The sequence below is a fragment of the Micromonospora sp. NBC_01638 genome (assembly GCF_045209745.1).
In the GTDB taxonomy this organism is placed as follows: Bacteria; Actinomycetota; Actinomycetes; order Mycobacteriales; family Micromonosporaceae; genus Micromonospora.
Genome location: NZ_CP109273.1, coordinates 5458931 through 5481550 on the forward strand (window position 1 = coordinate 5458931; position 22620 = coordinate 5481550).

Genomic DNA, 22620 nt, shown 5'->3' on the forward strand with positions numbered 1-22620 from the left:
GAGTCTCGCAGACCCGTGCCAGCGACCAACCTGAGCGACCTACGTCACGCGGTCGGTGGCATCGTCCTCAAGTCGGGCGTCGGCGGCGGTCTGCCCCAGGTCGTCGGCGACCTCCTCGGCCACCGTCGCTGCGTCCGCCCAGTGCCGCCGCGCGTCGGCGCGGTCGCCCAGCGCCGCGCAGGCGTCACCCAGGTAGAGCAACGTGCGCGCCAGGCCCGGCGTGGGCCGCATCTCCTCGCGCAGCCGCCGGCTCTCGGCCAGCAGCTCGTACGCGGCGCGCGCCTGCCCCGGCGTGCTGGTCAGCAGTGTCGCCCCGGCGTTGAGCAGTGCCGTCGCGCGGCTGGTCGGGTCGTTGACCGACTCGTACTCGCGCAGCGCGGCCCGCCACGCCTGGGCGGCGTCCAGGTGCTCGCCGAGCGCGGCGTGCACGAGCACCAGGTTGGTCAGCGCCGCCGCGTAGCCGCGCGCGTCGCCCACCGACCGGAACGTGTTCGCCGCCCGCACCAGGTGGTGGTGCGCGGGGTCCAACTCGCCCCGGGCCAGCTGCGCCGCGCCGAGGCCCAGGTCGGTGAGGGCGTGCCCGGCGCGGTCGGCCCCGGACCGGTGCCGACGGGACATCTCCAGGTGCTCGACCGCGTCATCGAGCTGGCCCAGGTCGAGCAGGGCCAGCCCGAGGTTCATCCGAGCCTGGGCGGTGCCCCGGCGCCCGCGTTCGTGCACCGCGAGGGTGAGCGCGGCCGCCGCTCCCTGCGGGTCACGCCGCCGTCGCCGCAGCACACCCAGCTCGTTGTGTGCCCACCCGGCGATCTCCGGTCGGTCGTCGGCGGTCGGGGTGGCCAGCACCGTACGGCAGACCTGCTCCCACTCGTCGAGCCGCTCGGCATACGCCAGCCATCCGCACAGCGCCACGGCCAGCCGGAACCACCACCGGCGCACCCGGCGGGGCAGTGTCTCGGCCGCGCCGGCCGGCACCCGCACCACCGCCAGCAGCAGCTCCTGGTGCAGGTCGAACCAGCCGTACGGGTCGTCGTCCAGCGGCAGCGACCACTCCCGGTCGGGTGCGGAGCCCAGCACGGCCAGGCTGGCCGCGTGTCGTTCGGCCCAGCGGGCCAGGTGCCGCGTCAGGCGGGCCTGTGCGGCGACCCGGGCCCGGGCCGGATCCGCGTCGCGCAGGTGCAGTCGTGCACTGCCGGCGAGTAGGGGGCGGACCTCGTACCGGTCGCCGGGCGCGCCCACCACGAACGCCGCGGCGGCCAACTGGTCGAGCAGCGCGGTCACCCGCTCGGGGTGCCGCCCGGCGAGCGCGGCGATCGTCGGCCGGTCCACCGGGGCGGGGACCAACGACATCACCCTGTACAACCGGCGGGCCTCGCGGGTCAACGCCCGGTAGGCGGTGTCCCGTTCGGTGATGAGACGGGCGGCCGGCGAGACGGCGAGCCGCTGGTGCGGTGGCGTCTGAACCGCGCGGCGCAGCGCGTCCAGCACGTCGGAGTGCCGCCAGCCGTGCTGCGCGGTGCGGTAACCGAGCGCGCGGATGGTGCGCGGCTGCCGCCCGCAGAGGTCGACGATCTCGCGTACCGCCGGGTCGGTGCGCGGGTCGGCACGGCGGACCCGGGCGGCGGGCGCGGCCCCGCCCGCGGTCGCGAACAGCTCCACCGCCTCGGACGTGCCCGGTTCGGCGATCCAGTGCGCGACGACACCGTCCACGCCGACCAGCGCCGGGCCTCCGGCGAGCAGCAGGCGGCAGGTGCGTGCGGTGGGCGGCAGCAGCGGTCGGACCTGGTCGGGACGGTCGACGTTGTCCAGGACCAGCAGGATCCTGCGACCGTCGAGCTGACCGCGTAGCGCGTCGGCGGCGGCGGCGAGCGCGTCCGGCCGGCCGGACGCCGGCGGCGCGGTGCCCAGGATCCGGGCCAGCGCGGTGAGCACCTGCCGGGCCGAGCGGGGTCGGGCCCGTGGCCGCAGGTCCAGGTAGTACTGCCCGTCCGGGAAGTCCTCCCGGCACCGGTTGGCGGCCTGCACGGCACACGCGGAGGTGCCCACCGCACGCCGGCCCAGGACCGCCACCGCGTGCTCCCGGGAAAGCAACCCGAGGATCGTCTCGACGTGCTCGCCGCGACCGGTGAACTCCGCCGTGTAGGGCAGGGTCGGCGCCCCGGTGGTCGGCGTGGTGAGCACCTCCGTTGGTTCGGGGTCGACCTCCCGGCCGGCCCGGCGGCGGCGCACCTCGTACACCACGTAGCCGACGAAGCCGAGGCCGCCGACGACGGCAAGGGCGATGCTCGCCGGCCCGAGCACGCTGGCCGCCAGCTCGGAGAGCAGGTTGCTGGCCAGGTTGCTGGCCAGGTTGGCGAGGACGCCGCCCACCAATCCGCCGATCCCGACCAGCGCCGGCCAGCGCGGGCTGCGGCGGGCGCGGCCCGGCCCGGTCATCGGACGCCCCCGGAGACGAGCCCGGCGACCAGGTGCCGCCGCGAGAGCACGACCAACACCACCGGCAGCACCGAGGCGAGCACCGAGCTGGCGGCCAGCGCGCCACTGTTGCTCACGAAGCTGCGGGTCTGCTCGGCCAGGAAAGGCCCGAGCGGCGAAGCCTCCGGCCCGCCGAACAGCCGACCCACCACCAGGTCGTTCCAGACCTGGACGAACTCCAGCACCGAGACCGCCACCACCGCGGACAGGTTGTGCCGGGCCAACCGGCGCAGGGTGTGCCACCACCGGCGCCCGCCCAGCCGGGCGTCGCGGACCTGCTCGGCCGGCAGGTCGGCGAACGCGTTACGCAGCACCAGCACCGCGAACGGCACGCCCAGCGCGATGTGCACCAGGGCCAGGCCCCGGGCCGTGCCGGAGGAGAGCACCAGGCCCAGCACCTCGTTGACCGGCCCCGCGATGACCTGGACCGGCACGACGCTGGCCGCCAGCAACAGCAGCCCGGTGGCCTGCGCGGCCGGCCCGGTCAACCAGGCCAGCGGGTACGCGGCCAGCAGCGCCACCACCAGCACCGTGACGGTCACCGAGCCGGCCAGGAGCAGCGTGAAGCCCAGCGTGTGCCACAGCTCCGTGCCGGTGATCACGTCGCGGTAGGACTCGTCATCCGGCGGCGCCGACCACCAGCCGCGCGCGGCGGCGTCCACCCTCCCGTGCGCCGACGTGGCGACCAACACGGCCAACGGCACCAGCCACGCGACCGCGGCACCCGCCGCGAGCAACCGGAACACCCGCCGGGGCGGGGCGACGGGCCCGGGCTCCGGGGCCGCCTCGACGCTCGGCGGGGGCCAGGCCTGCCGGACGAACAGCGCGGCCACCATGATCCCGCCGACGACCGCCACCAGCCACACCACGCCGAGAGCGGCGCCCTCGCCGGTGGTGGTGCCACCCGAGGTCTGCCAGATCCGTAGCGCGAGCACGGAGGCGTCGTCGCGGACCGAACCGGGGGTCATCACCAGGATCAAGTCGAACGTGCGGCTGGTGCCGACCGCCACCAACGCGAAGACCACCGCGGTCGTCCGCAGCAGCAGCGGCCGCCACTGCGCGTCCCACAGCACATGTCGGCGCTTCCCGCCGTAGGCGCGGACCGCGTCAGCGAGACTCGGCGGCACCGCGTCCAGCGCGGAGCGGAAGACCAGCACGGCCAACCCCACCCAGGCCCAGACGAACGCCGACATCAGCGCGACGGTGACGAGCCCTGGCCCGAGCAGCTGCGGCGCGTCGTCGGCCGAGCGGCCGGTCAGCCGGGTCGCGACCAGGGTGGCCAGCCCTCGGCTCGGATCGGGGTCGTACATCAGCCGAAAGGTGACCCCGGTGACGACCAGCGGCAACGCCACCGGCACCAGGAGGATCAACCGGACCAGGCCGCCCTCCTGGGAGCGGCGGGACGCGACGGCGAGCAGGTAGCCCAGTGCTGTCACCACCGCCGGCACCAGCAGTGCCCAGAGGACCGTCCGGCCGACCACCGCGCCGGTGCTTGGCGCGGCGAGCGCGGTCCGGAAGTGCGCCGCGCCGACCCAGTGGCCGGCGGTGGTGACGCTGGCGTGAATGGTCCGAAGCACCGGCCACAGCACCAACCCACCGAGCAGCACCGCGGCCGGCAGCAGCAGTGCCGAGGTCGCCCCCGCCGCCGGATAGGCCCGGCCCCGCCGGGGCGGCCCCACGTCGTCGAGGACCGCCAGCTCGCCGAGGACCCGGACCTGACTCATCGGCCGCCACCCGCGCTGCGGGCCGCCGCGGCGAGCTGACCGGTGGCGCGGCGGATCGCCTCGTTGGCGCCGACCCCGTCGGTGACATCGGCGAAGAAGCCCTGCATGATCCGCCAGATGCCGACACCGTCCGAGCCGGTGAACGCGCCGGGCAGCTGGTCGGAGAGATCGAAACGCAGAGTGCCCGGGGCCCGCATCTCCTCGACGAGACTCCGGCCGACCTGGTCGGTGTAGCTGTCGATCGAGACATTGGTGTTGGGCGACAGGTAGCCGCCAGCGCGTAGCCAGGGCTGGAACGAGTCGGCCCTGGTGAGCCACTCGACCAGCTCGACCCCGCCCCGCGCGTCGGCGAACACCACCGCCGCGTCCCCGCCCACGATCAGTGGGCGGCCGCCCGGCTGGGCGCCCGGGAACGGGAACGTGGTCGGTGCCTGCGGGCCGCGCTGGAACGGACCGACGATGTCAGCGGTGAAGTCGGCCCCGAAGAGCATCACCGCCCGCCGGGCGTACACCACCTGGATCACCGACTCCTCGTACTGGGTGAGCAGGGCGCGACGGCCGCCGCCGAGGAACGCGCCGTCGACGCTCCAGAGCTCGGCGAGTCGGTCCAGGGTGTCGCGCACGCCCCTGCCCTGCCAGTCGGCGTACGGCCCGGCGAGGGTGTTGTAGTCGTCGGGCGCCACGTCGGCCAGGACGTTCTCGAACCAATCGGTCAGCACCCAGCCGTCCGCGGCGCCGATGGCCAGGGGTGCCGGACCGCCGTTGCGCCGAGCGAGCGCGCCGAGCCGGCGGGTCATCCCGACCAGCTCGTCCCAGGTGGCCGGCGGCTCGGGCAACATCGACCGCAGGTGCCAGACCAGCGACTTGTGCGCCGCCTTCACCCAGACGCCGTAGCGCTGCCCCTCGGCGGTCAGCAGATCGCCCAGTTCGTCGGGTACGGCGTACTCTGCGGACGGACGCACCGGGCTCAGCCAACCACGCTGGGCATACTCGGTGACCAGGCCGGGGCGGGGCAGGATCGCCACGTCCGGGCTGGTGCCGGCGAGGTGCCGGGCCCGCAGGAACGCGTCGATGTCGTTGCCGGCGCTGACCACCTGCACCGGGGCGGGGTAGCCGGCGACAACCTGGCGGAACCGGTCCAACTCGCTGGTGCTCCAGACCACCGCGACCTGCACCGACCGGGCCCCGCCGGAGCAGCCGGCGGCCAGGGCGGTGGTGCTCGCGGCGGCGGCGCGCAGCAGGCTACGGCGACTCAGCCGGGCGGTCGTCGTCATCGGGTCGCCCCGCTCGGCTCGGTGACCAGCTCGTGCCGCAGGGGAATCTCGGCCAGGGTGGCCGGGTCGGAGGTGCAGACCAGCACCGCCACCCCCGGGGCTCCCGGTGGGGAGAGCCGGGGCATCAGGTCACCGAGACGGCTGTCGCCCGCCGAACCGGCCGGCAGGTCGATCACGAGCACCTCGGGCAGGCAGGCCGCCGCCCGGGCGAGCGCCACCCGGAACCGCTGCGCGGCGGAGATCTGGTGCGGCAGCAGGGTGAGGGAGAGCGCCAACTCGAGCCGGTCGACCACCGTGGCCGTCCAGTCGTTGGCCACCTCGTGCACCCGTTCGCGCTTGCGCTGGCCGTACTCGATGTTGCGGCGCACGGTGAGTTGCGGCAGGAGCGCGCCACCGGCGGGCACGTAACCGATCTGCCGGCGCGGCGGCGGCAGGGCGGTGACGTCCCGGTCGCCGACCAGGACGCGGCCGGTCACCGGGGCGGCGAGCCCGGCCAGCACCCGGGCTACGGCGGTGCCGAACCGGGCCGGCGCCACCAGGGCGGCGAGTGTGCCGGCGGGAACGTCGAGGGTCACCGGCCCGGTGCCGGGAACGGCGACCAGTGCGCGTAGCCGTAACGTGACCCTCACCTCCGGTGACCGCTGATGCCCGTCCCAGGGTGGCACACGACGGCGACAATAGATGCCCCACGCGCCTCCACTGTGGAGATGCGAGACCTGCTCAGTTGACGGCGTAGAGCGCGGCCAGTCCGGCCGCCGTGGCGGCCAGGCGTTCGCGCAGTGCGACGGGGGTCAGCACCTCGATGTCGGCGCCGAGGCGCAGCAGATCACCGTGGGCGTGGGTGAGCGACTCGATCGGCAGCACCGCGGTCACCCAGCCCCGCGCGTCCGGTGGCCCGGCGCTGGCGTCCATCGCGGTCACCACCGGATCGCTGCCGATCTCCCGCAGCCGCTCCCGCCCGCCGGGGGAGAGCCGAACCGTGGCCTCGTCGCGGTGCAGTCGGGCCCGGAACTGGACCACGTGTGCCCGCCACCAGGCCGGCAGGTCGAAGTCGGCGGGTCGGTCGAACTCCTGCGTCAGCGGGGTCAGCGCGAGGATCTGGTTGACCCGGTAGGTCGCTGGCGCGCCCCGGCCGGGCTGGTCGGCGACCACGTACCACCGGCCACCCTTGAGCACGAGGCCGTACGGCTCCAGCACCCGGGTCACCTCGCCGTTCCAGCCGCGGTAGCGCACCTCGATGCGGTGCTGCCGCCAGACCGCCTCGGCCGTGCGGGCCAGCTCGGGGGAGGCGTCGCCGTCGGCGTACCAGCCGGGGGTGTCCAGGTGGAAGCGTTGCTGCAGCTGGGTTGCCCGGTCGCGCAGCGGCTCGGGGAGCGCGGCGTGCAGCTTGAGTCGCAGCGCGGCCACCACATCGCCGTAGCCCAACTCGTCGGCGGGGCCGGGTAGCCCGGCCAGGAAGAGCCGCTCGGCCTCGTCGGCGGTCAGCCCGGTCAGTCGGGTCCGCCAGCCGTCGACCAGTTGGTAGCCACCGGCGTGCCCGGCCTCTCCGTACAGCGGGATGCCGGCGGCGTGCAGCGACTCGACGTCCCGGTAGATGGTGCGCGGGGAGACGGCCAACCGGTCGGCGAGCTGCGCGGCGGTCAGCCGGCCGTGCGATTGAAGCAACAGCAGGACGGAAAGAAGTCGACTGGCCCGCACTTCACTGACACTAGCTGTCAGGGGAGCGGTCGTACCGTCCCGGCATGGCTTTTCGCGACAAGGAACTGAGAACGCCGGGACCGATCATGGTGGACGGTCGACAGCTCAAGCGCTACCACATCGACCAGCCCGAACGGCCGATCGAACCCGAGGTGGAGAAGGCCGCGTACGACCTGCTGCCCGCGCTGCTGGCCGACGTCGTCGACGACGGCACCCCGGCCGCCGGGTGGGTGGTGCTGCACCGGGGCGCGGACACCGGCGCCTACCTGCTGGCGTACACCTGGGTGTGGGACAACGCGTTGGAAGTCCGCGTCGCCGCGGCCGGGCAGTCCGCACTGGACTGCCCGGACGATGATCCGGCACACTTCGTCGAACTTCGCCGCCCCGCGGTGGGCTGCGTCTGGGAGTTGGCGGTGCTGGAGCACGAGCGGGCCGCCTGGGTCCGGCACATGCTGTTGCCGGAAAGCCCCGATCTGATCAATTATCTGCACGATTCGCGAGCGGAAGGGCCGGTGGGCCGCTGATGGGCGACTTCGACTTTTTCAAGGGCACCTGGAACGTCGTGAACCGGCGGCTGCGCAAGCGGCTGGTGGGCTCCGAGGAATGGGAGGAGTTTCCGGGGGTGTCGGTCGCGCACGGCTTCTTCGGCGGCGGCGGCCACTTCGACGAGATCGCCTTCCCGACCAAGGGTTCCTCCGGCGCCACGATCCGGATCTTCGACCCGGCGCGCGAAGAGTGGTCGATCTACTGGATGAACAGCGACAACGGGGTGCTGGAGCAGCCGCCGATGGTGGGCCGCTTCGTCGACGGGGTGGGCCGCTTCTACGCCGACGACCAGCATGAGGGTCAGCCGGTCCGGTGCCGGTTCATCTGGTCGGACATCAGCGCGACCACCGCACGCTGGGAGCAGGCGTTCTCCACCGACGGCGAGCAGACCTGGGAAACCAACTGGATCATGATTTTCACCCGAGCGTCCGACCAGCTCAGCGAGACGGCCGCAGTGGTGTCGCGGTAGCTTCCGGCCATCCGGGTGCGGTGTTAGTGTCCGTGCACCGCCCCGGATGGAGGACCGCCGATGGCCTCCGACCACGTCGACGTGCTCATCGTCGGAGCCGGCCTGTCCGGCATTGGCGCTGCCTGCCACCTGCGCCGCGACTGCCCCGACAAGACGTTCGCGGTGCTGGAGGCGCGGGACGCCATCGGCGGCACCTGGGACCTGTTCCGCTACCCGGGCATCCGGTCCGACTCGGACATGTTCACCCTCGGCTACTCCTTCAAGCCGTGGACCGCCCCGAAGGCCATCGCCGACGGTACGACCATCCGCGAGTACGTCCGGGAAACCGCCCGCGAGTACGACGTGCAGCGGCACGTCCGCTTCGGCCACCGGGTGCTGCGCGCCGAGTGGGACAGCGCCAGCGCCCGGTGGACGGTGCACGCCCAGCGCACCGACACCGCCGAGACCGTGGTGCTGACCTGCTCGTTCCTCTTCGCCTGCGCCGGCTACTACCGCCACGACGAGGGTTACACCCCACCCCTGCCCGGTGTCGACGCCTACGGCGGGCGGGTGGTGCACCCGCAGCACTGGCCCGACGACCTCGACCACACCGGCAAGCGGGTGGTGGTGATCGGCAGCGGTGCCACCGCGATCACCCTGGTGCCGGCGATGGCACAGCGGGCCGCTCACGTGACCATGCTCCAGCGCTCACCCACGTACGTCATGGCACTGCCCTCGCGCGACCGGCTGGCCGACGCGCTGCGGCGCTGGCTGCCGGCGAAGGCCGCGTATCCGGTGGTGCGCTGGAAGAACGTGCTGCTGTCCACCGTCAACTTCCAGCTCAGCCGGCGTGCGCCCGGCCTGGTGAAGCGGATGCTGCGCCGGGCCGCGCGGGGCCGGCTCCCGGTGGGGTACGACATCGACCGGCACTTCTCACCCTCCTACGACCCGTGGGACCAGCGGCTGTGCGTGGCACCCGACGGTGACCTGTTCGCGGCCGTGCAGCAGGGCACCGCCTCGGTGGTCACCGACACCATCGACACCTTCACCGCGCACGGTGTCCGGCTGACCTCCGGCGCCGAGCTGCCTGCCGACATCGTGGTCACCGCGACCGGGCTCAACCTGCTCGCCCTTGGTGGCCTGACGCTGCGCGTGGACGGCACCGACGTCGACCTCGCGAGCACTGTCGCCTACAAGGGCATGATGCTCTCCGGCGTGCCGAACTTCGCCCTGACCATCGGCTACACCAACGCGTCGTGGACGCTCAAGGCCGACCTGGTCGCCGGCTACGTCTGTCGGCTGCTGCGCCACCTGGACCGCACCGGTCAGCAGGTCGTCACCCCGCTCCCACCGCCCGGCGCCGAGCGGGTGCCGCTCATCGGCCTACGCTCCGGCTACGTGCTGCGCGCCGTCGACGCGCTGCCCAAGCAGGGTGCGACCACGCCGTGGCGGCTGCACCAGAACTACCCCCGCGACGTGCTGCTGATGCGGCACGGCCGTCTCACCGACGAGGGTGTGCGGTTCACCGGCGCTGGCGAGGTGACCGTGTCCGCCGACCCCCAGCGTCCCGTCCAGACCCGTCCGGCCGCTCGTCGGTAACAGCCAGGAGAGGAGCATCTTCGTGCAGAGGTTCGACTTCACCGGCGCAACGGCCGTGGTCACCGGCGCGGCCAGCGGCATCGGTGCGGCGCTGGCGCACGCGCTGGCCCGCCGGGGCAGCGACCTGGTCCTGCTGGACCGCGACGCCGAACGGCTGGACGTGGTCACCGCCGCCATCCGCGCCGACCAGCCGGGCCGTCAGGTGCACACGTACCTGGTGGATCTCGCCGACGTGACGGCCACCGCGCAGGTTGCCGCGGAGATCGGCCAGCGGCACCCGCGTGTACGACTGCTAGTCAACAACGCCGGTGTCGGCCTCGGCGGCCGGTTCGACCAGGTGACGTTCGACGAGTTCAGCTGGGTGATCGACGTCAACTTCCGGGCCGTGGTGCAGCTGACCCACGCGCTGCTGCCCACCCTCCGGGCGGAGCCTGGCGCGCACCTGGTCAACATCTCCAGCCTGTTCGGGCTGATCGCGCCGGCCGGGCAGACCGCGTACGCGGCGAGCAAGTTCGCCGTGCGTGGCTTCACCGAGGCGCTGCGCCACGAGTTGGTCGACGACGGCATCGGAGTGACCTCGGTGCACCCCGGCGGGATCCGCACCCGCATCACCGAGAACGCCCGGATCGGCAGTGGCGTCTCGCACGAGGAATACGCGGCCGGCCGGGCGCAGTTCGAGAAGCTGCTCACCATCGCGCCGAAACGGGCCGCCGAGGTGATCCTGCGCGGCGTCGAGCGGCGTCGGGGCCGGGTGCTGATCGGCTGGTCGGCGAAGCTGCCCGATCTGCTGGCCCGGGTCATGCCGGCCTCGTACAACCGGTTGTTGGTCACCGGCCTGAACCGGGGCGTTGCCCGTCCGGCGCCGCCCACCCCCGGCGTGCCCGCGCAACGCGCCGCCGACGCCGACGACCCTGCCCGCGAGGTGGCGTGAGCGACGACCGGAGACGGTCACCGCAGCTTTTCAGACTGTGCTCAGCGGCGCCGGTGGCCGTGGGTCAGCCCCTCGATCACCAGGGTCAGCCCGGCGCCGACCAGCCAGACGTCCTTGGCGAGCCCCGTGCCCTGCTGGGTCGGGCGTATGCTGCCCGGCTCCCGCATCCCCGGCGTCTTCAGGTAGAGCTGCATCAGACCCGCGCCGAACGCGGTCAGGCCGAGCCCGACCAGGGGCGCCGGGACGAAGGGCGCGAGCAGCGCGGCCCCCAGCGCGATCTCCGAGTACGACAGCAGCTTGGCGAAGCGCGGTGGCTCCAGTTGCCCGAGCTGGGGCATGGCGGCGACCGCCATCCCGTGCATGCCCTCCGCGGCGGCGCCCTCCAGGTTTCGCTTGCCCAGACCTGAGTTGAGGACGTACGCGCCGATGCTGAGCCGCAGCGGCAGATGCGCGAATTTCATGGTCACTCCCGATGGCCGTGGTCGAATGAGGCCCGCGTACCCCGGACTGCCCGCGATAACCTGCCGGTCGGCTGGGCTGGCTGTGGTGGTTGTGGTGGTCGCGGTAAGTTCCCCGGGGGGCCATTGCCGAGCCCGTGGCACACTCGCCCGCCCGGCACCCGGCCCTGCCGCAGACCACCAGCAGGAGGCGACGTGAGCCAGGAAGTCCGGGGAGTCATCTCCCGCAGCAAGGGAGCGCCGGTCGAGGTCACCACCATCGTGGTGCCCGATCCTGGCCCCGGTGAGGCCATTGTCCGGATCCAGTCCTGCGGCGTCTGCCACACCGACCTGCACTACCGTGAGGGTGGCATCAACGACGACTACCCGTTCCTGCTCGGTCACGAGGCGGCGGGCATCGTCGAGCAGGTGGGGGAGGGCGTCACCGACGTCGCGCCGGGCGATTTCGTGGTGCTCAACTGGCGCGCGGTCTGCGGGGTCTGTCGCGCCTGCCGCCGGGGTCGCCCCTGGTACTGCTTCAACACTCACAACGCCAAGCAGCGGATGACCCTGACCGACGGCACCGAGCTCGCCCCGGCGCTGGGCATCGGCGCCTTCGCGGAGAAGACCCTGGTGCACGCCGGGCAGTGCACCAAGGTGGACCCGGCTGCCCGACCGGCTGCCGTGGGTCTGCTCGGCTGCGGGGTGATGGCCGGGCTGGGCGCGGCGATGAACACCGGCAACGTCACCCGCGGCGACTCGGTCGCGGTGATCGGCTGCGGCGGTGTCGGGGACGCGGCGGTTGCCGGTGCGGCCCTCGCTGGTGCCACGACGATCGTCGCGGTGGACACCGACAGCCGGAAGCTGGACTGGGCCCGTAGGTTCGGCGCCACGCACACCGTGAACGCCTCCGAGACCGACCCGGTCGAGGCGATCCGTGCCGCCACCGGTGGCTTCGGCGCCGATGTGGTGATCGACGCGGTGGGCCGACCGGAGACCTGGAAGCAGGCGTTCTACGCCCGGGATCTGGCTGGCACGGTGGTGCTGGTCGGCGTACCGACCCCGCAGATGCAGATCGAGCTTCCGCTGCTGGACGTCTTCGGGCGCGGCGGTGCCCTCAAGTCCAGTTGGTACGGCGACTGCCTGCCCAGCCGGGACTTCCCGATGCTCACCGAGCTGTACCTGCAGGGTCGACTCGACCTGGACGCGTTCGTCACCGAGGAGATCGTGCTCGACCAGGTCGAGAACGCGTTCGCCCGGATGCACCACGGCGACGTGCTCCGCTCGGTGGTGGTGTTCCCGTGACCGCCCGGATCGACCGCGCGGTCACCGCGGGCACGTTCTCCCTCGACGGGCAGACGTTCGACGTGGACAACAACGTCTGGGTGATCGGCGACGACAGCGAGTGTGTCGTCCTGGACGCGCCACACGACGTTGCCGCGATTCTCGCCCTGGTGGGTGAACGGCAGGTCCGGGCGATCCTGGCCACCCACGCCCACGACGATCACGTCCGGGTGGCACCGGAGCTGGCCGAGGCCACCGGCGCGCCCGTGCTGCTGCACGCCGCCGACCGGGTCCTCTGGGACCTGGTCCACCCGCACCTGCCGCCGCACGGCGAGCTGCACGATGGGCAGAGCATCGAGGTGGCCGGCACCGAGCTGCGGGTGCTGCACACCCCAGGGCACAGCCCCGGCGCGTGCAGCTTCCATGCCCAGGACCTGGGCGTGGTGTTCACCGGCGACACGCTCTTCGCCGGCGGTCCGGGTGCGACCGGCCGCTCGTACAGCGACTTCGGGACCATCATCCGGTCGATCCGCACCCGCCTGCTCACCCTGCCGGCGGAGACGATCGTGCACACCGGCCACGGCGACGACACGACGATCGGCGCGGAGGCTCCGCACCTGGAGGAGTGGCTGGCCCGCGGCCACTGAACCAGGTCCCCCCGGCCACGGCCGCTCCCTCCTGGGCAGCCACAACGCATGGATTGAGGTTTCCGGCCGCCGTCACGTTCGGTAACTGTTGCGTGGGTTGAAGCAGAGCAAGGGCTGCCTGGATGGGCATGGCCCGTGGACTCCGGAAGAGCACGCTCCGTCACCGTCGTCTGGCGTCGTCGGCCACCGGCCGGCCTGTCCGATTCGCCGAGCGTGAGCGGGACCGCACTTCACCGGGCTCGGGCATTTCCGGAATGCCCGACACCTGCGCCTGGTTATGTCCCCCGTACCGTCGGAGCCCAAACCCTTTCCGCGGTCATCTCCCGAGGAGTGTTCACCCCGGAGCGCTCCGCACGATCGAAAGGGCAACCATCGTGAAGGTCGACTTCACTCGATGGCTCCCCGCCATCGCCAAGGATTCGTACCGCAAGACCGCGCTGAGCGTTGTGGGTGTGGCTGCCCTCGGCGGCCTGGCGCTCGCACCGACTGCCGCCGCGGCCCCGGTCACCTCCGGGCCGCACGAGGGCGCTGTCGCCGCCATCGACCTTGCCACCGGCAACGCCGCCACCTCCGCACGTCAGGAGGACCGGCCCGTCGAGTCCGGCCTGACCACCGGCTCCGCCACCGGCAAGCCGCCGGCCGGCAAGCCGAGCCGCGCCGAACTGATCCCGCACGGCGTCGAAGGCGCACAGTCGCGCGTTCCGCTCGACGACGCGCAGCTGGCCAACGCCCGGGCGATCGTCGACACCGCCAGGAAGACCGGCGTCGGTGACCGGGGCGCGGTGATCGGCGTCGCCACCTCGCTGCAGGAGTCGAAGCTGTACAACCTCGGCCACCTCGGCGCGTACAACGACCACGACTCGCAGGGCCTGTTCCAGCAGCGCCCGTCGTCCGGTTGGGGCACGCCCGACCAGATCACCGACCCGGAGTACGCCGCCACGGCGTTCTTCACCGCACTCAAGAACGTCGGCGGCTGGCAGGACCTGCCGCTGACCGCCGCCGCGCAGACCGTCCAGGTCTCCGCCTTCCCCTACGCGTACGCGCAGTGGGAGGAACAGGCGGCGGACATCGTCCAGCAGATGTAGTGACACCCACGACACACGCCGGCCGGCCCTCGTTCAGGGGGCCGGCCGGCGTCGTTGTGTCCGCGTACCTCAGCAGGCGGGGTAGAGGCGGCGGGTGCCGACGCCAGCGGCGTACGCGTCCCGGTCGCTGAACCGGCAGCCATAGTCGGGTCGGGCCACCACCGCCGGGTCGGTCACGTTGTCGCCGGCCGGGCGCTTGCCGGTGCGTACCCAGGACACGAGGTCATCCCAGGCGGCGCCGGCCTCGGCCGGGGTGAACTCGCAGTGCTGTGTGGCCCGGATGGCCCGCTGGACCACCATCCTGCTGCGGCCGTGCCGCGCCACGTCCGTGGCGTACGCCTGCTCCATGCTGAACGGCACGAAGAGGTCACCGAGGCCGTGCAGGCTGAGCACCGGCGCGGTGGGCCGACCGGCGATCCGTGGCACCTCGGTGAGCGTCGGCAGGAGCCGCTGCACGACGTTCTCCGGGGCGACCCGCTGCACGGTGGCGTTGACGTCGACCGGGCTGTTCGGGGTGTAACGGGTGAGCAGATTGGTGGAAAGCTGACCGGGCCGCTCGGCGGGGGAGACACCACCACTGGTCACCGTGATCGAGAAGAGGAAGTCCTTCCAGACCGCGAACGCGGCGTCCGCGCCCGGGCGCGGCCCGCCGGAACGGTTCACGGTGATCGCCCGCAACTGCTTGCCCCGGTCGGTGGTGGTGTCCGGCCCGTTGGGGGACAACCCGGCCAGGCCGAGCGCCACCTGGATACGGGGCACCGCGTTGGTCAGGTAGTCGTCCGGCGTGGGGTAGGCCGGCACCCCGGCGAGCGCCTGCGCGACAAGGTTGTAGTCCAGGTAGAAATCGAGCAGGGTCTGATCGCCGAGCACTCCGCACATCGGCAGCGCCCCGTCGTAGTAGCCGGGGTACTGCTCCAGCGAGCGACCGATGACGTACCCACCCATCGACACCCCGGCGAGGTAGGTGTGATGGGGTCGGCGGACCGTCCGCCCGAAGTGGTCGGCGAGATCCCTGGTGCCCAGCACCCCCGAACGGATGTCGAAGCCGTTCCGGTCGTACGAGGACGACGCCCAGGCGTACCCCTGTTCCAGGAGGCGCTGACGCATCCCGAAGCCCGGCGGCTCCGGCGTGAGCACCGCGCCCTGGCCACGGTAGCCGTGCGCCCACAGCACCAGGTCGCCGTTCCACCGGGCGGGAACCTCGATGATGTACCCGGCGTGGCGGTGCACGCCCTGACGTACCGTCGTCGGTTTGCCGCCCACCATCAGCGGGGCCAACGGCGGATTCTCGATGGTGTACCCGGGCAGCGGCTGGCCGCCCGTCGGGTCGTGACCGGTGGCGCTGGCCGGCGCGGCACCGGCCAGCCCGACCGCAAGGGTCAGCGTCGCGGTGGCAGCGAGCAGACGGCGGAGGGTACGAACGGGTGTGGACAGCATCAATGCTCCCCATCGGGCGGATGTCGCCCGGGGGCGACCAGGCGGGACGGTTGCCTACCGGCCGGTAGCGCACTGAACCTAGGACCGCCGTCGACCAGTGTCAATGGCTGCGCTGATCGGCCGGTCAAGCGGAACTGTCCGGCCGATCAGACCAGGCCGTACGCCTCGACGCGGTCGGCTCTCCCCGCAGGCGGCTCGGTGCTGGGGTGCCGGTCGGCTGGTTCGGTGGGCGGCTGGGTCGGCTGGGTTGTCGGGTCGGCTGGTCGACCCTTCCCGTCGGCCACGTACCTGTCGTTCGTCGCGACCGCGCCGCCGTACCCGGTTGCGTGGGCCGGTGTGCCGGTCGGGTTGACTGGTCGCCGTGAAAGAGTCGATCTGGGAGGCGGCCCGGGCGTCGCGCAGCTGGCTGGACGCAGCGAACGGCACCGGGCAGACCGAACTGACCTGCCGCATCCTCAAGCTGACCGAGGAGGCGGGGGAAGCGTCGGCTGCCTGGATCGGTCTGCTCGGGCAGAACCCGCGCAAAGGCGTCACCCACAGCCGCGAGGACGTCGCGGCGGAGTTGGCCGACGTCGCCTTCACGGCGTTGGTGGCCATCGAGAGCCTGGGGCTGGACGCACAGACGGTCCTGGACGCCTGCGCCGCGAAGGTCCGCTCCCGCCTCGCGGCGTGAGAGCGGTCCCGCCGTCCCGGCTCGCTCGGTCGCGCGGCTGCGCTGTCCGCCTGGTCGCTCGGGCTGCTCGTTTCGGGCTCGTCCGGGTCGTCCGGGCTCATTAGGTCACCCGGTCGCCTGGCGCGTGCCCGGTCCGTCGCACGCATCAGTAAGCCACATCCGGGATCCAGGACCAAAAGGGGCTTTTGTCTGGTCTATGTGCGCCGGTACGGTCGCCTTGTTCGTGATCGACTCGGTTTCGGTGATGTCGGGGTGTCGGGGCGTCCCGGATACCCCGGTATCCGTGAAGGCGAGTGGATCACGTCCGGAGAGGGTGGTTCGGTGTCGCGGGCGTGAGATTGTATGGGCGGTTTGTCCGGTCGGGGGTGTCTCGGGGTTGTGACCGGTCGCACCGGTGGGCCGGAATCATGGCCGGCGCGGGGTCGTTACATACCCTGACGATCGCAGCACCACCGGCCCGCCACCCCGCCCCCTCCGGGTTGGAACGCCGGGCCGCAGGGTTGGAATGCCGGGCCCCGCCCGGTCGTTGCAGTCCCCGCGAACGACCACCCGGCCACCGCCTCCACGAGGGTGCCGTTGGATGGGCCGCCCCCGGAATGACCCCGGCCCCCCGGTCGTTACACCTGACCCCGGCGCCACGAGCTCTCCGCTCGTAGGTCGCCGACCCCCGGACGCCGAGCCACCGTAGGCGCCCACCCCGCAGACCCTTTCCCCCCCCTTGTACATGCGGCGCCGGACGAGGTGCTCACACCCGCACACCACCGACCCCCATCGGTAAACGGGTGTCCTTACCCCCGAAGGAGCTAAATCCTCATGAACACGATCATCCGTAAGAGCATGCTGTCCGTTGCTGGTCTCGCGTTCGCCGGTGGTGTCTTCGCCGGCCCGATCGCCGCCCACGCCAACCCGGTCGACGCCAAGCCCGCCGCCGTCGCCGTGCAGACGGCCAAGCCGCAGGGCGAGCAGTCCCGCATCCCCCTGAACGATGAGCAGATCGCGAACGTCAAGGCGATCATCGCCGCCACGAAGAAGGCCGGTCTGCCCGAACGCGCCGCGGTCATCTCCATCGCCACCAGTTTCCAGGAGTCGAAGTTGGAGAACCTGGGCCACCTCGGCGACCGCAACGACCACGACTCGCTGGGCCTGTTCCAGCAGCGCCCGTCCAGTGGTTGGGGTGCCCCGGAGCAGATCACCGACCCCGAGTACTCCACCACCGCGTTCCTCAAGGGCCTGAAGCAGGTTGACGGGTGGCAGGACATGCCCCTGACCAAGGCCGCGCAGACCGTCCAGGTCTCGGCCTACCCGGATGCCTACGCCCAGTGGGAGCAGCAGGCCGCCGACCTCGTCGCCCAGCACTGGAACAGCTGACCCCCACCGCACCACCACCGCACCACCCGACCGCTGGCCGGCACCCCACTCCGGGGTACCGGCCAGCGGCGTTTCCTCGGCAGGTCGCGAGGACCGTGGAGATCTTGGACAGTTTCCGTTATCCGCGAACGGAAAGTGTCCAAGATTCGCGTCGGCGACGTAGCGGAGTGGCGTGATCGGCGCGGAGTGATCCGATCGGCTGGCGGGTACGTACCTCCTGGCGGGGACCGGCGGAGGGACGAAGGATGGCCGCAGTGGGGCACGGCACGGAGAGTGCACCGGGAGAGGAGCCGGGACCTACCGGGGACGCGGCATCAGGTCGGCGCTGGTCTGTCGGTGCTCGCCTGCTGGTGGCTGCGGCGGCTGTCGTGCTGCTTCTCGGCGCGGCGGCGGTGGCCGTGATCGTTGCTGCACCGCATCGCCTCGGCATGACCTACTCCGAAGCAACCGACGGTGCCCGACCTGACGGTGCCGGCCGTCCAGGTGGCATCGCCGAGCAGACGATGACCGCGCCGCTGGCAGGTCGGCAGACAGGCACCTTTGTGCTCGCGGATGGGCTGTCCTCGTTCGACCTGCGGGTGGCCGATCTGGGCGACGACCTCTACCGGATCAGCAGCCCGGCCGGCTCGGGCGTGGCGGCCCGACCGGCGGTGCTGGGGGAGACCGTGCGGCTCGGCCTGGTGGAGACCGGTGCGTCCGGGGCGAGGGCCGTGCGGGTGTTGCTCAACGAGCAGGTCGGATGGCGGCTGCGGTTGGTTGGTGGGGTGAGCAGCCAGGTGCTGGATCTGACCCGGGCCCGGCTGCTGGGCGTGGAACTCGCCGGCGGATCGGCCCGCACCGAAATCTTCCTACCCCCGATCAGCGCCGTCAGCGAGGGCAGCGCCGCCAGCAAAGGCAGCGCCGCCAGCAAAGGCAGCGCCGCCAGCCCGACCAGAGGCAGCACCGGCATCATGACTGTGCGGCTCACCGGCGGGACGAGCCAGCTCGACGTCCGGGTGCCCGGGGAGACGCCGGTCCGGGTTCGGGTGGGGGCAGGCGCTGGCTCGCTCGTCGTACGCGACGAACGCTGGGACCGGGTGGCCGCGGGTGCGGTGCTTGGTACCCCCGGATGGGACCGTGCGGCCGAGCGGGTCTACCTCGACCTGGTCGCGGGCGCGAACAGCGTGACGGTGTCATCCAGCACCCGGTGAGCCCCGGTCATTGACCCTGCCGGAAGCGTCGCGGCCGTGGGTGGGCGTGAGCGTACAGTCGGGGCGGTGGAGCGTACTGAATCAATGCTGGCGCAGACCCGGCCACCTGGTGTGGCCGACCTCGATCCCGGCAGCGTGCTGCTGCCTGGCCACGACGTGCCGTTGGGTCGGTATACCACCGTGCGGCGGTTGCTGCCGCAGCGCCAGCGCCGGATGGTTGGCGCCTGGTGTTTCGTTGACCATTTTGGCCCGGACGATGTGGCGCAGCGGCCCGGCATGGAGGTGCCGCCGCACCCGCACACCGGCCTGCAAACGGTGACCTGGCTGCTGGACGGTGAGATTCTGCATCGGGACAGCCTCGGCAACGTGCAGCTGATCCGGCCCGGTCAGCTGAACGTGATGACCTCCGGCAACGGCATCGCCCACTCCGAGCGGTCGCCGGCCATTCATCCGCCGGTGATGCACGGCGTACAGCTCTGGGTGGCACTGCCGGACCCGGCGCGAGCCGGGGCGGCGGATTTCGCGCACCACGCTGACCTGCCGCGCTGGCGTAACGGTGATCTTGACGTCACTCTGCTGGTCGGCGAGTTCGCCGGGGAGCAGTCGCCGGCGGTGGTGCACACTCCGCTGGTCGGTGTGCAGCTGGAGCTGACTGGCGAGGCGCCGACGACGCTGTCGCTGCGGCCCGATTTCGAGTACGCCGTGCTGGCGATGTCCGGTTCCGCGGAGGCCGCCGAGGTCGGGTTCGAGCCAGGGTCGCTGCTCTACCTGGGCTCGGGCCGCCGCGAGCTGACCGTGCGCGGCGGGGCCGGGGCCCGGTTGCTGCTGCTGGGCGGTACGCCGTTCGAGGAGCCGTTGGTGATGTGGTGGAACTTCGTCGGCCGCTCGCACGAGGAGGTTGCCGCCGCCCGGGAGGACTGGATGGCCGGGGACCCGCGCTTCGGTGTGGTCGCCGACGATGCGGCGCCGCCGCTGCCGGCACCCGCCCTGCCCACGACGCGCCTCAAGACCCGCGACCGCACCGGTGGCCTGCACGGCTGACCCCCCGCCCGCTGGGGACCAGCACATCCGCGTGTGACCGACGGTCGCCCGGGTAGTCGTCGGCATGCCGACTACTTTGATCAATCCGTTGGAGGACCGGAAGCGGCTGGCCCGCCGGCTCGCCGGCAGTGGGCGAGGATTCGCCGAGCAGTACGGCTTCCACGTGACCAACAACCCGGCGAGCCTGTTCCAGGTGCTCTACCTCTCGGTGCTGCTGGCCCGTCGTGGCGACTTCCGCCGGGCGTTGGACGGGGCGCGGGCGATGCGCGACGAAGGGTGGGACAGTGCCGCCCGGCTGGCCCGTTCGCTGCACGAGGACCGGGTACGGGTGCTGCGCGCCAGCGGTCAGCGTGGCGACGTGAACGCGCTGGCCGACGTGCTGGGTGACCTCGCTCGTACGGTGGTCGAGCGGTACCGGGGCGATCTGCGCCGGTTGCGGGCGTTGGCGCACCATGACCCGGTCCGGGAGCGCTCGCTGCTCGCCGAGCTTCCCGGCGTGGACGATCAGGTCGTCGACCTGTTTTTGCGCGAGGCGCAGGCGCTGTGGCGGGAGGTGGCCCCGGTCGCCGACCGGCGTGCGTTGGCGGCGGCCCGCCGGCTCGGGTTGGGCAGGTCGGCGGATGACCTGGCCGGCCTGGCCAGCGGAGAATCGGAGCGGCTTGCCTGGTTGGTGGGGGCGCTGGCTCGGGTGGAGCTTGAGCATCGGTATGCGGAGGTGACGGGCCGACCGTGAGGTGCCCTGGCCCACACTTCGCCGAAATCTGACCAAACGGAGGATGTTCTGTCGTATGGTTGGACCCGGCAGTGCTGGCCGCTCGGTTCGAGCGGGCATCTACCGCCTGGTAGGCCGCGACCGGTTCGGGAGCGGTTCACCGCCTGGGCAGGCTTACGTGGCGCCCTAGGTCGCGGTTCGTGACCAGGGGCGCCCGCCTGCCCCGGCGTTTCGTGCAGCCCCGCCCCGTGTCGCCCCCGGGGGTCGGCGCGCCCGCTCAGCAGGCCAGACCAGACACGGCCGCTCAGTGGGCCAGACCAGCCAGCAGGTTCACGGTCGCGGCGATGATGAACGCGCCGAACAGGTATGACACCAACGAGTGCCACAGCACCGTGCGACGCATCTCGTTGCTGGTCAGGTTGGTGTCGGAGACCTGGAACGTCGTCCCGATGGTGAACGCGACGTACGCGAAGTCGGAGTAGCGCGGCGGCTCGGGCTGGTTGAAGTTCACCCCGCCGTCCGGGCCGGTGTAGTAGATCCGGGCGTACCGGGCGGCGAACACGGTGTGCACCACGAACCAGGAGAGCACCACGCTGAGCACGCTCAGGCCGCTGTGCAGTTCCCGGCGTATGCCGGGTGGCGCGCTCTGCGCGCTGGCCACGACCAACCCCACGGCCAGCAGGCTGGCCAGGCAGGCGATGAGCAACAGGACGTCCCGGATCGCCCGGTTCGGGTCCTCGTGTACGGCCAGCCGGGCGGTTCGCGCGGCGTCCATCGGCCAGAGCTTGTGCCAGACCAGCGTGAGCCAGCTCAGCGCGCCCACGGCCCAGCCGGCCAGCGCGGCGATTGGCAGTGGCAGCAGCAGCGCGAACACGCAACCGGCGATGACGCCGACCGCTGCCACCACGGCGAGCTGGGCCGCGGCGGGGAAGCGCACGTCCACTGGCCGGACTGGCGGGCCGGTGGGGTTCATCGGCGACACTCCCGTGTCAGAGTTGTGGCCGCCACCGCTGGGTTAGTCCTTGCTGCTTCGCTCCGCGAAGCGGCCCTAATCGGGAGGAAGTAGGTCTACTTCCGAGTTAGATGCCGCGTAGATGCTGCGAGACCCGGTTGTGCTTCTTGTCCCGGGCCTGCTCGGCCCGCTGTGCGGGGCTCACCTCGGGCGCCGCCTCGATCCCGGCCGACCGGGCCACTTCGGTGCCGTTGGCGTAGTCCACCGGCGGCAGGGCACGCAACGCCTTCAGCACGTCCGGCGGGGCACCTTCCCGTTCGGCCTCGCGGACCACCTCGTCCTTCTCGGCCGGGTAGTCCAGGCTCGACAGGTACTGCAGGACGTCCGCGTAGCTCGCCATGGCATGGGCTCCCTCGGGGCATCGACGTGGTCACGACCGGCGGCGGTTACCCGCCCGCCAGTCGGTCACGCCCGTACGGGCGGAGGAAACCCGGCTGTTTCCACTCCGCGGTCGCGGGGTACCCGCAGGCGCCGACGCGAGCCCGAGGGAGTAAGCGATGAACTACGACACCTTCATCGACCAGGTTTCCCAGCGCACCGCGACGTCGTCCGAGCGGGCGATCGAGCTGACCCGGGCCGTGTTGGCGACGTTCGCCGAGCGGCTGACCGGCGGTGAGGTCCTGGACCTGGCCGCCCAGATGCCCCAGCCGCTGCAACTGGTCCTCAAACCGAGCCCGAGCACCGAGCAGGCGGACCGGTTCGGGGCGGCCGAGTTCGTCGCCCGGGTCGCGTTGCGTGCCGGTGTGGAGGAGTCCGCCGCCCGGGATGCCGTCCGGGCGGTTTTCACCACCCTGCGCGAGGCGATCACCGGCGGCGAGTTCGATGACGTGGCGACCCAGCTGCCGCGGGATTACCGGGGATTGGTGGAGCAGGCGATGGCCCCGGGCGCGACGCTGCGCCGCGCCTGACGGTGCCACCTCCGGAGGGGCGTGCACAGCGGTTGGTCAGGGCAACCACCGATGTCCCGCTTGGCGTGGCGATTCAGCCTGGCCTAACCTTGTCGTGCGAGGGGAGTACTTCCCACGAACCATTCCGGTCAGTA

Annotated in this window: 23 protein-coding genes; 13 read left to right on the forward strand and 10 right to left on the reverse strand. The window is 72.1% G+C overall.

What is annotated here, in order from left to right; all coding sequences use genetic code 11:
* Positions 1-39 precede the first annotated feature (39 nt).
* The 5 genes from OG811_RS25435 to OG811_RS25455 form a co-directional block, all read right to left on the reverse strand.
* The gene (locus OG811_RS25435) at positions 40-2433 is read right to left on the reverse strand and encodes a hypothetical protein (RefSeq protein WP_406069293.1); all 2394 of its coding nucleotides are present in this window, start codon (positions 2431-2433) and stop codon (positions 40-42) included.
* Entirely contained in the window at positions 2430-4196 is a 1767-nt protein-coding gene (locus tag OG811_RS25440) for an ABC transporter permease subunit (RefSeq protein WP_406069295.1), read from the reverse strand. Before OG811_RS25440 ends, OG811_RS25435 begins: the two co-directional genes overlap by 4 nt.
* A complete protein-coding gene (locus OG811_RS25445) occupies positions 4193-5470 on the reverse strand; it encodes an extracellular solute-binding protein (RefSeq protein ID WP_406069297.1) in 1278 nt (425 codons plus the stop codon). The genes OG811_RS25440 and OG811_RS25445 overlap by 4 nt, the downstream gene beginning before the upstream one ends.
* Positions 5467-6099 carry an ATP-binding cassette domain-containing protein gene (locus OG811_RS25450; RefSeq protein WP_406069299.1) on the reverse strand — a complete coding sequence of 211 codons (633 nt, stop codon included), beginning with the start codon at positions 6097-6099 and terminating at the stop codon, positions 5467-5469. The genes OG811_RS25445 and OG811_RS25450 overlap by 4 nt, the downstream gene beginning before the upstream one ends.
* Before the next feature lie 91 nt (positions 6100-6190).
* Positions 6191-7168: a helix-turn-helix transcriptional regulator gene (locus OG811_RS25455; protein ID WP_406069300.1), complete on the reverse strand. Its 978-nt coding sequence runs from the start codon at positions 7166-7168 to the stop codon at positions 6191-6193.
* A 44-nt stretch (positions 7169-7212) separates the two neighbouring features.
* Between OG811_RS25455 and OG811_RS25460 the strand changes: the two genes are divergently transcribed.
* The 4 genes from OG811_RS25460 to OG811_RS25475 are packed head-to-tail and all read left to right on the forward strand — an operon-like array spanning position 7213 to position 10692.
* Positions 7213-7692, forward strand: coding sequence for a hypothetical protein (locus OG811_RS25460; RefSeq protein WP_406069301.1), 480 nt, complete (start codon positions 7213-7215; stop codon positions 7690-7692).
* A complete protein-coding gene (locus tag OG811_RS25465; RefSeq protein ID WP_406069302.1) occupies positions 7692-8183 on the forward strand; it encodes a hypothetical protein in 492 nt (163 codons plus the stop codon). The genes OG811_RS25460 and OG811_RS25465 overlap by 1 nt, the downstream gene beginning before the upstream one ends.
* Before the next feature lie 60 nt (positions 8184-8243).
* Positions 8244-9761: a flavin-containing monooxygenase gene (locus OG811_RS25470; protein ID WP_406069304.1), complete on the forward strand. Its 1518-nt coding sequence runs from the start codon at positions 8244-8246 to the stop codon at positions 9759-9761.
* Between the two features lie 22 nt (positions 9762-9783).
* On the forward strand, positions 9784-10692 hold the full coding sequence (locus OG811_RS25475; protein ID WP_406069305.1) for an SDR family NAD(P)-dependent oxidoreductase: 909 nt from the start codon (positions 9784-9786) through the stop codon (positions 10690-10692).
* A gap of 41 nt (positions 10693-10733) precedes the next feature.
* Here the strand turns inward: OG811_RS25475 and OG811_RS25480 are convergent, their stop codons facing one another.
* A complete protein-coding gene (locus OG811_RS25480; protein ID WP_406069306.1) occupies positions 10734-11153 on the reverse strand; it encodes a hypothetical protein in 420 nt (139 codons plus the stop codon).
* A 192-nt stretch (positions 11154-11345) separates the two neighbouring features.
* Here OG811_RS25480 and OG811_RS25485 point away from each other — a divergent pair, with 192 nt between their 5' ends.
* The 3 genes from OG811_RS25485 to OG811_RS25495 all read left to right on the forward strand — a co-directional run bounded on the left by OG811_RS25485 (position 11346) and on the right by OG811_RS25495 (position 14145).
* The gene (locus OG811_RS25485; protein WP_406069308.1) at positions 11346-12434 is read left to right on the forward strand and encodes an S-(hydroxymethyl)mycothiol dehydrogenase; all 1089 of its coding nucleotides are present in this window, start codon (positions 11346-11348) and stop codon (positions 12432-12434) included.
* Positions 12431-13060, forward strand: coding sequence for an MBL fold metallo-hydrolase (locus OG811_RS25490; protein WP_406069309.1), 630 nt, complete (start codon positions 12431-12433; stop codon positions 13058-13060). The genes OG811_RS25485 and OG811_RS25490 overlap by 4 nt, the downstream gene beginning before the upstream one ends.
* 374 nt (positions 13061-13434) lie before the next feature.
* Complete coding sequence (locus OG811_RS25495; protein ID WP_406069311.1) at positions 13435-14145, forward strand: hypothetical protein; 711 nt, start codon at positions 13435-13437, stop codon at positions 14143-14145.
* A 69-nt stretch (positions 14146-14214) separates the two neighbouring features.
* Here OG811_RS25495 and OG811_RS25500 read toward each other — a convergent pair whose 3' ends face one another.
* Both OG811_RS25500 and OG811_RS25505 read right to left on the reverse strand, forming a co-directional pair.
* Entirely contained in the window at positions 14215-15582 is a 1368-nt protein-coding gene (locus tag OG811_RS25500) for an alpha/beta hydrolase family protein (protein WP_406069312.1), read from the reverse strand.
* Positions 15583-15728: 146 nt separating this feature from the next.
* On the reverse strand, positions 15729-15866 hold the full coding sequence (locus OG811_RS25505; RefSeq protein WP_406069314.1) for a hypothetical protein: 138 nt from the start codon (positions 15864-15866) through the stop codon (positions 15729-15731).
* A 77-nt stretch (positions 15867-15943) separates the two neighbouring features.
* On the opposite strand from OG811_RS25505, the gene OG811_RS25510 reads away from it, so the two are divergent.
* The 5 genes from OG811_RS25510 (at position 15944) to OG811_RS25530 (ending at position 20587) form a co-directional block, all read left to right on the forward strand.
* Positions 15944-16255 carry a MazG-like family protein gene (locus OG811_RS25510; RefSeq protein ID WP_406069315.1) on the forward strand — a complete coding sequence of 104 codons (312 nt, stop codon included), beginning with the start codon at positions 15944-15946 and terminating at the stop codon, positions 16253-16255.
* A gap of 813 nt (positions 16256-17068) precedes the next feature.
* On the forward strand, positions 17069-17623 hold the full coding sequence (locus tag OG811_RS25515; RefSeq protein WP_406069317.1) for a hypothetical protein: 555 nt from the start codon (positions 17069-17071) through the stop codon (positions 17621-17623).
* A 350-nt stretch (positions 17624-17973) separates the two neighbouring features.
* Entirely contained in the window at positions 17974-18813 is an 840-nt protein-coding gene (locus tag OG811_RS25520; RefSeq protein ID WP_406069318.1) for a hypothetical protein, read from the forward strand.
* Positions 18814-18879: 66 nt separating this feature from the next.
* Positions 18880-19854 (forward strand): pirin family protein, encoded by a 975-nt coding sequence (locus tag OG811_RS25525; protein ID WP_406069319.1) that lies wholly within the window; start codon positions 18880-18882, stop codon positions 19852-19854.
* Positions 19855-19918: 64 nt separating this feature from the next.
* On the forward strand, positions 19919-20587 hold the full coding sequence (locus OG811_RS25530) for a hypothetical protein (RefSeq protein ID WP_406069320.1): 669 nt from the start codon (positions 19919-19921) through the stop codon (positions 20585-20587).
* A gap of 283 nt (positions 20588-20870) precedes the next feature.
* Here OG811_RS25530 and OG811_RS25535 read toward each other — a convergent pair whose 3' ends face one another.
* Both OG811_RS25535 and OG811_RS25540 read right to left on the reverse strand, forming a co-directional pair.
* The gene (locus OG811_RS25535; protein WP_406069322.1) at positions 20871-21539 is read right to left on the reverse strand and encodes a DUF1345 domain-containing protein; all 669 of its coding nucleotides are present in this window, start codon (positions 21537-21539) and stop codon (positions 20871-20873) included.
* A gap of 106 nt (positions 21540-21645) precedes the next feature.
* Positions 21646-21918 (reverse strand): DUF2795 domain-containing protein, encoded by a 273-nt coding sequence (locus OG811_RS25540; protein WP_406069324.1) that lies wholly within the window; start codon positions 21916-21918, stop codon positions 21646-21648.
* Between the two features lie 157 nt (positions 21919-22075).
* On the opposite strand from OG811_RS25540, the gene OG811_RS25545 reads away from it, so the two are divergent.
* Complete coding sequence (locus tag OG811_RS25545) at positions 22076-22486, forward strand: DUF2267 domain-containing protein (protein WP_406069325.1); 411 nt, start codon at positions 22076-22078, stop codon at positions 22484-22486.
* The last annotated feature ends 134 nt before the right edge of the window (positions 22487-22620 follow it).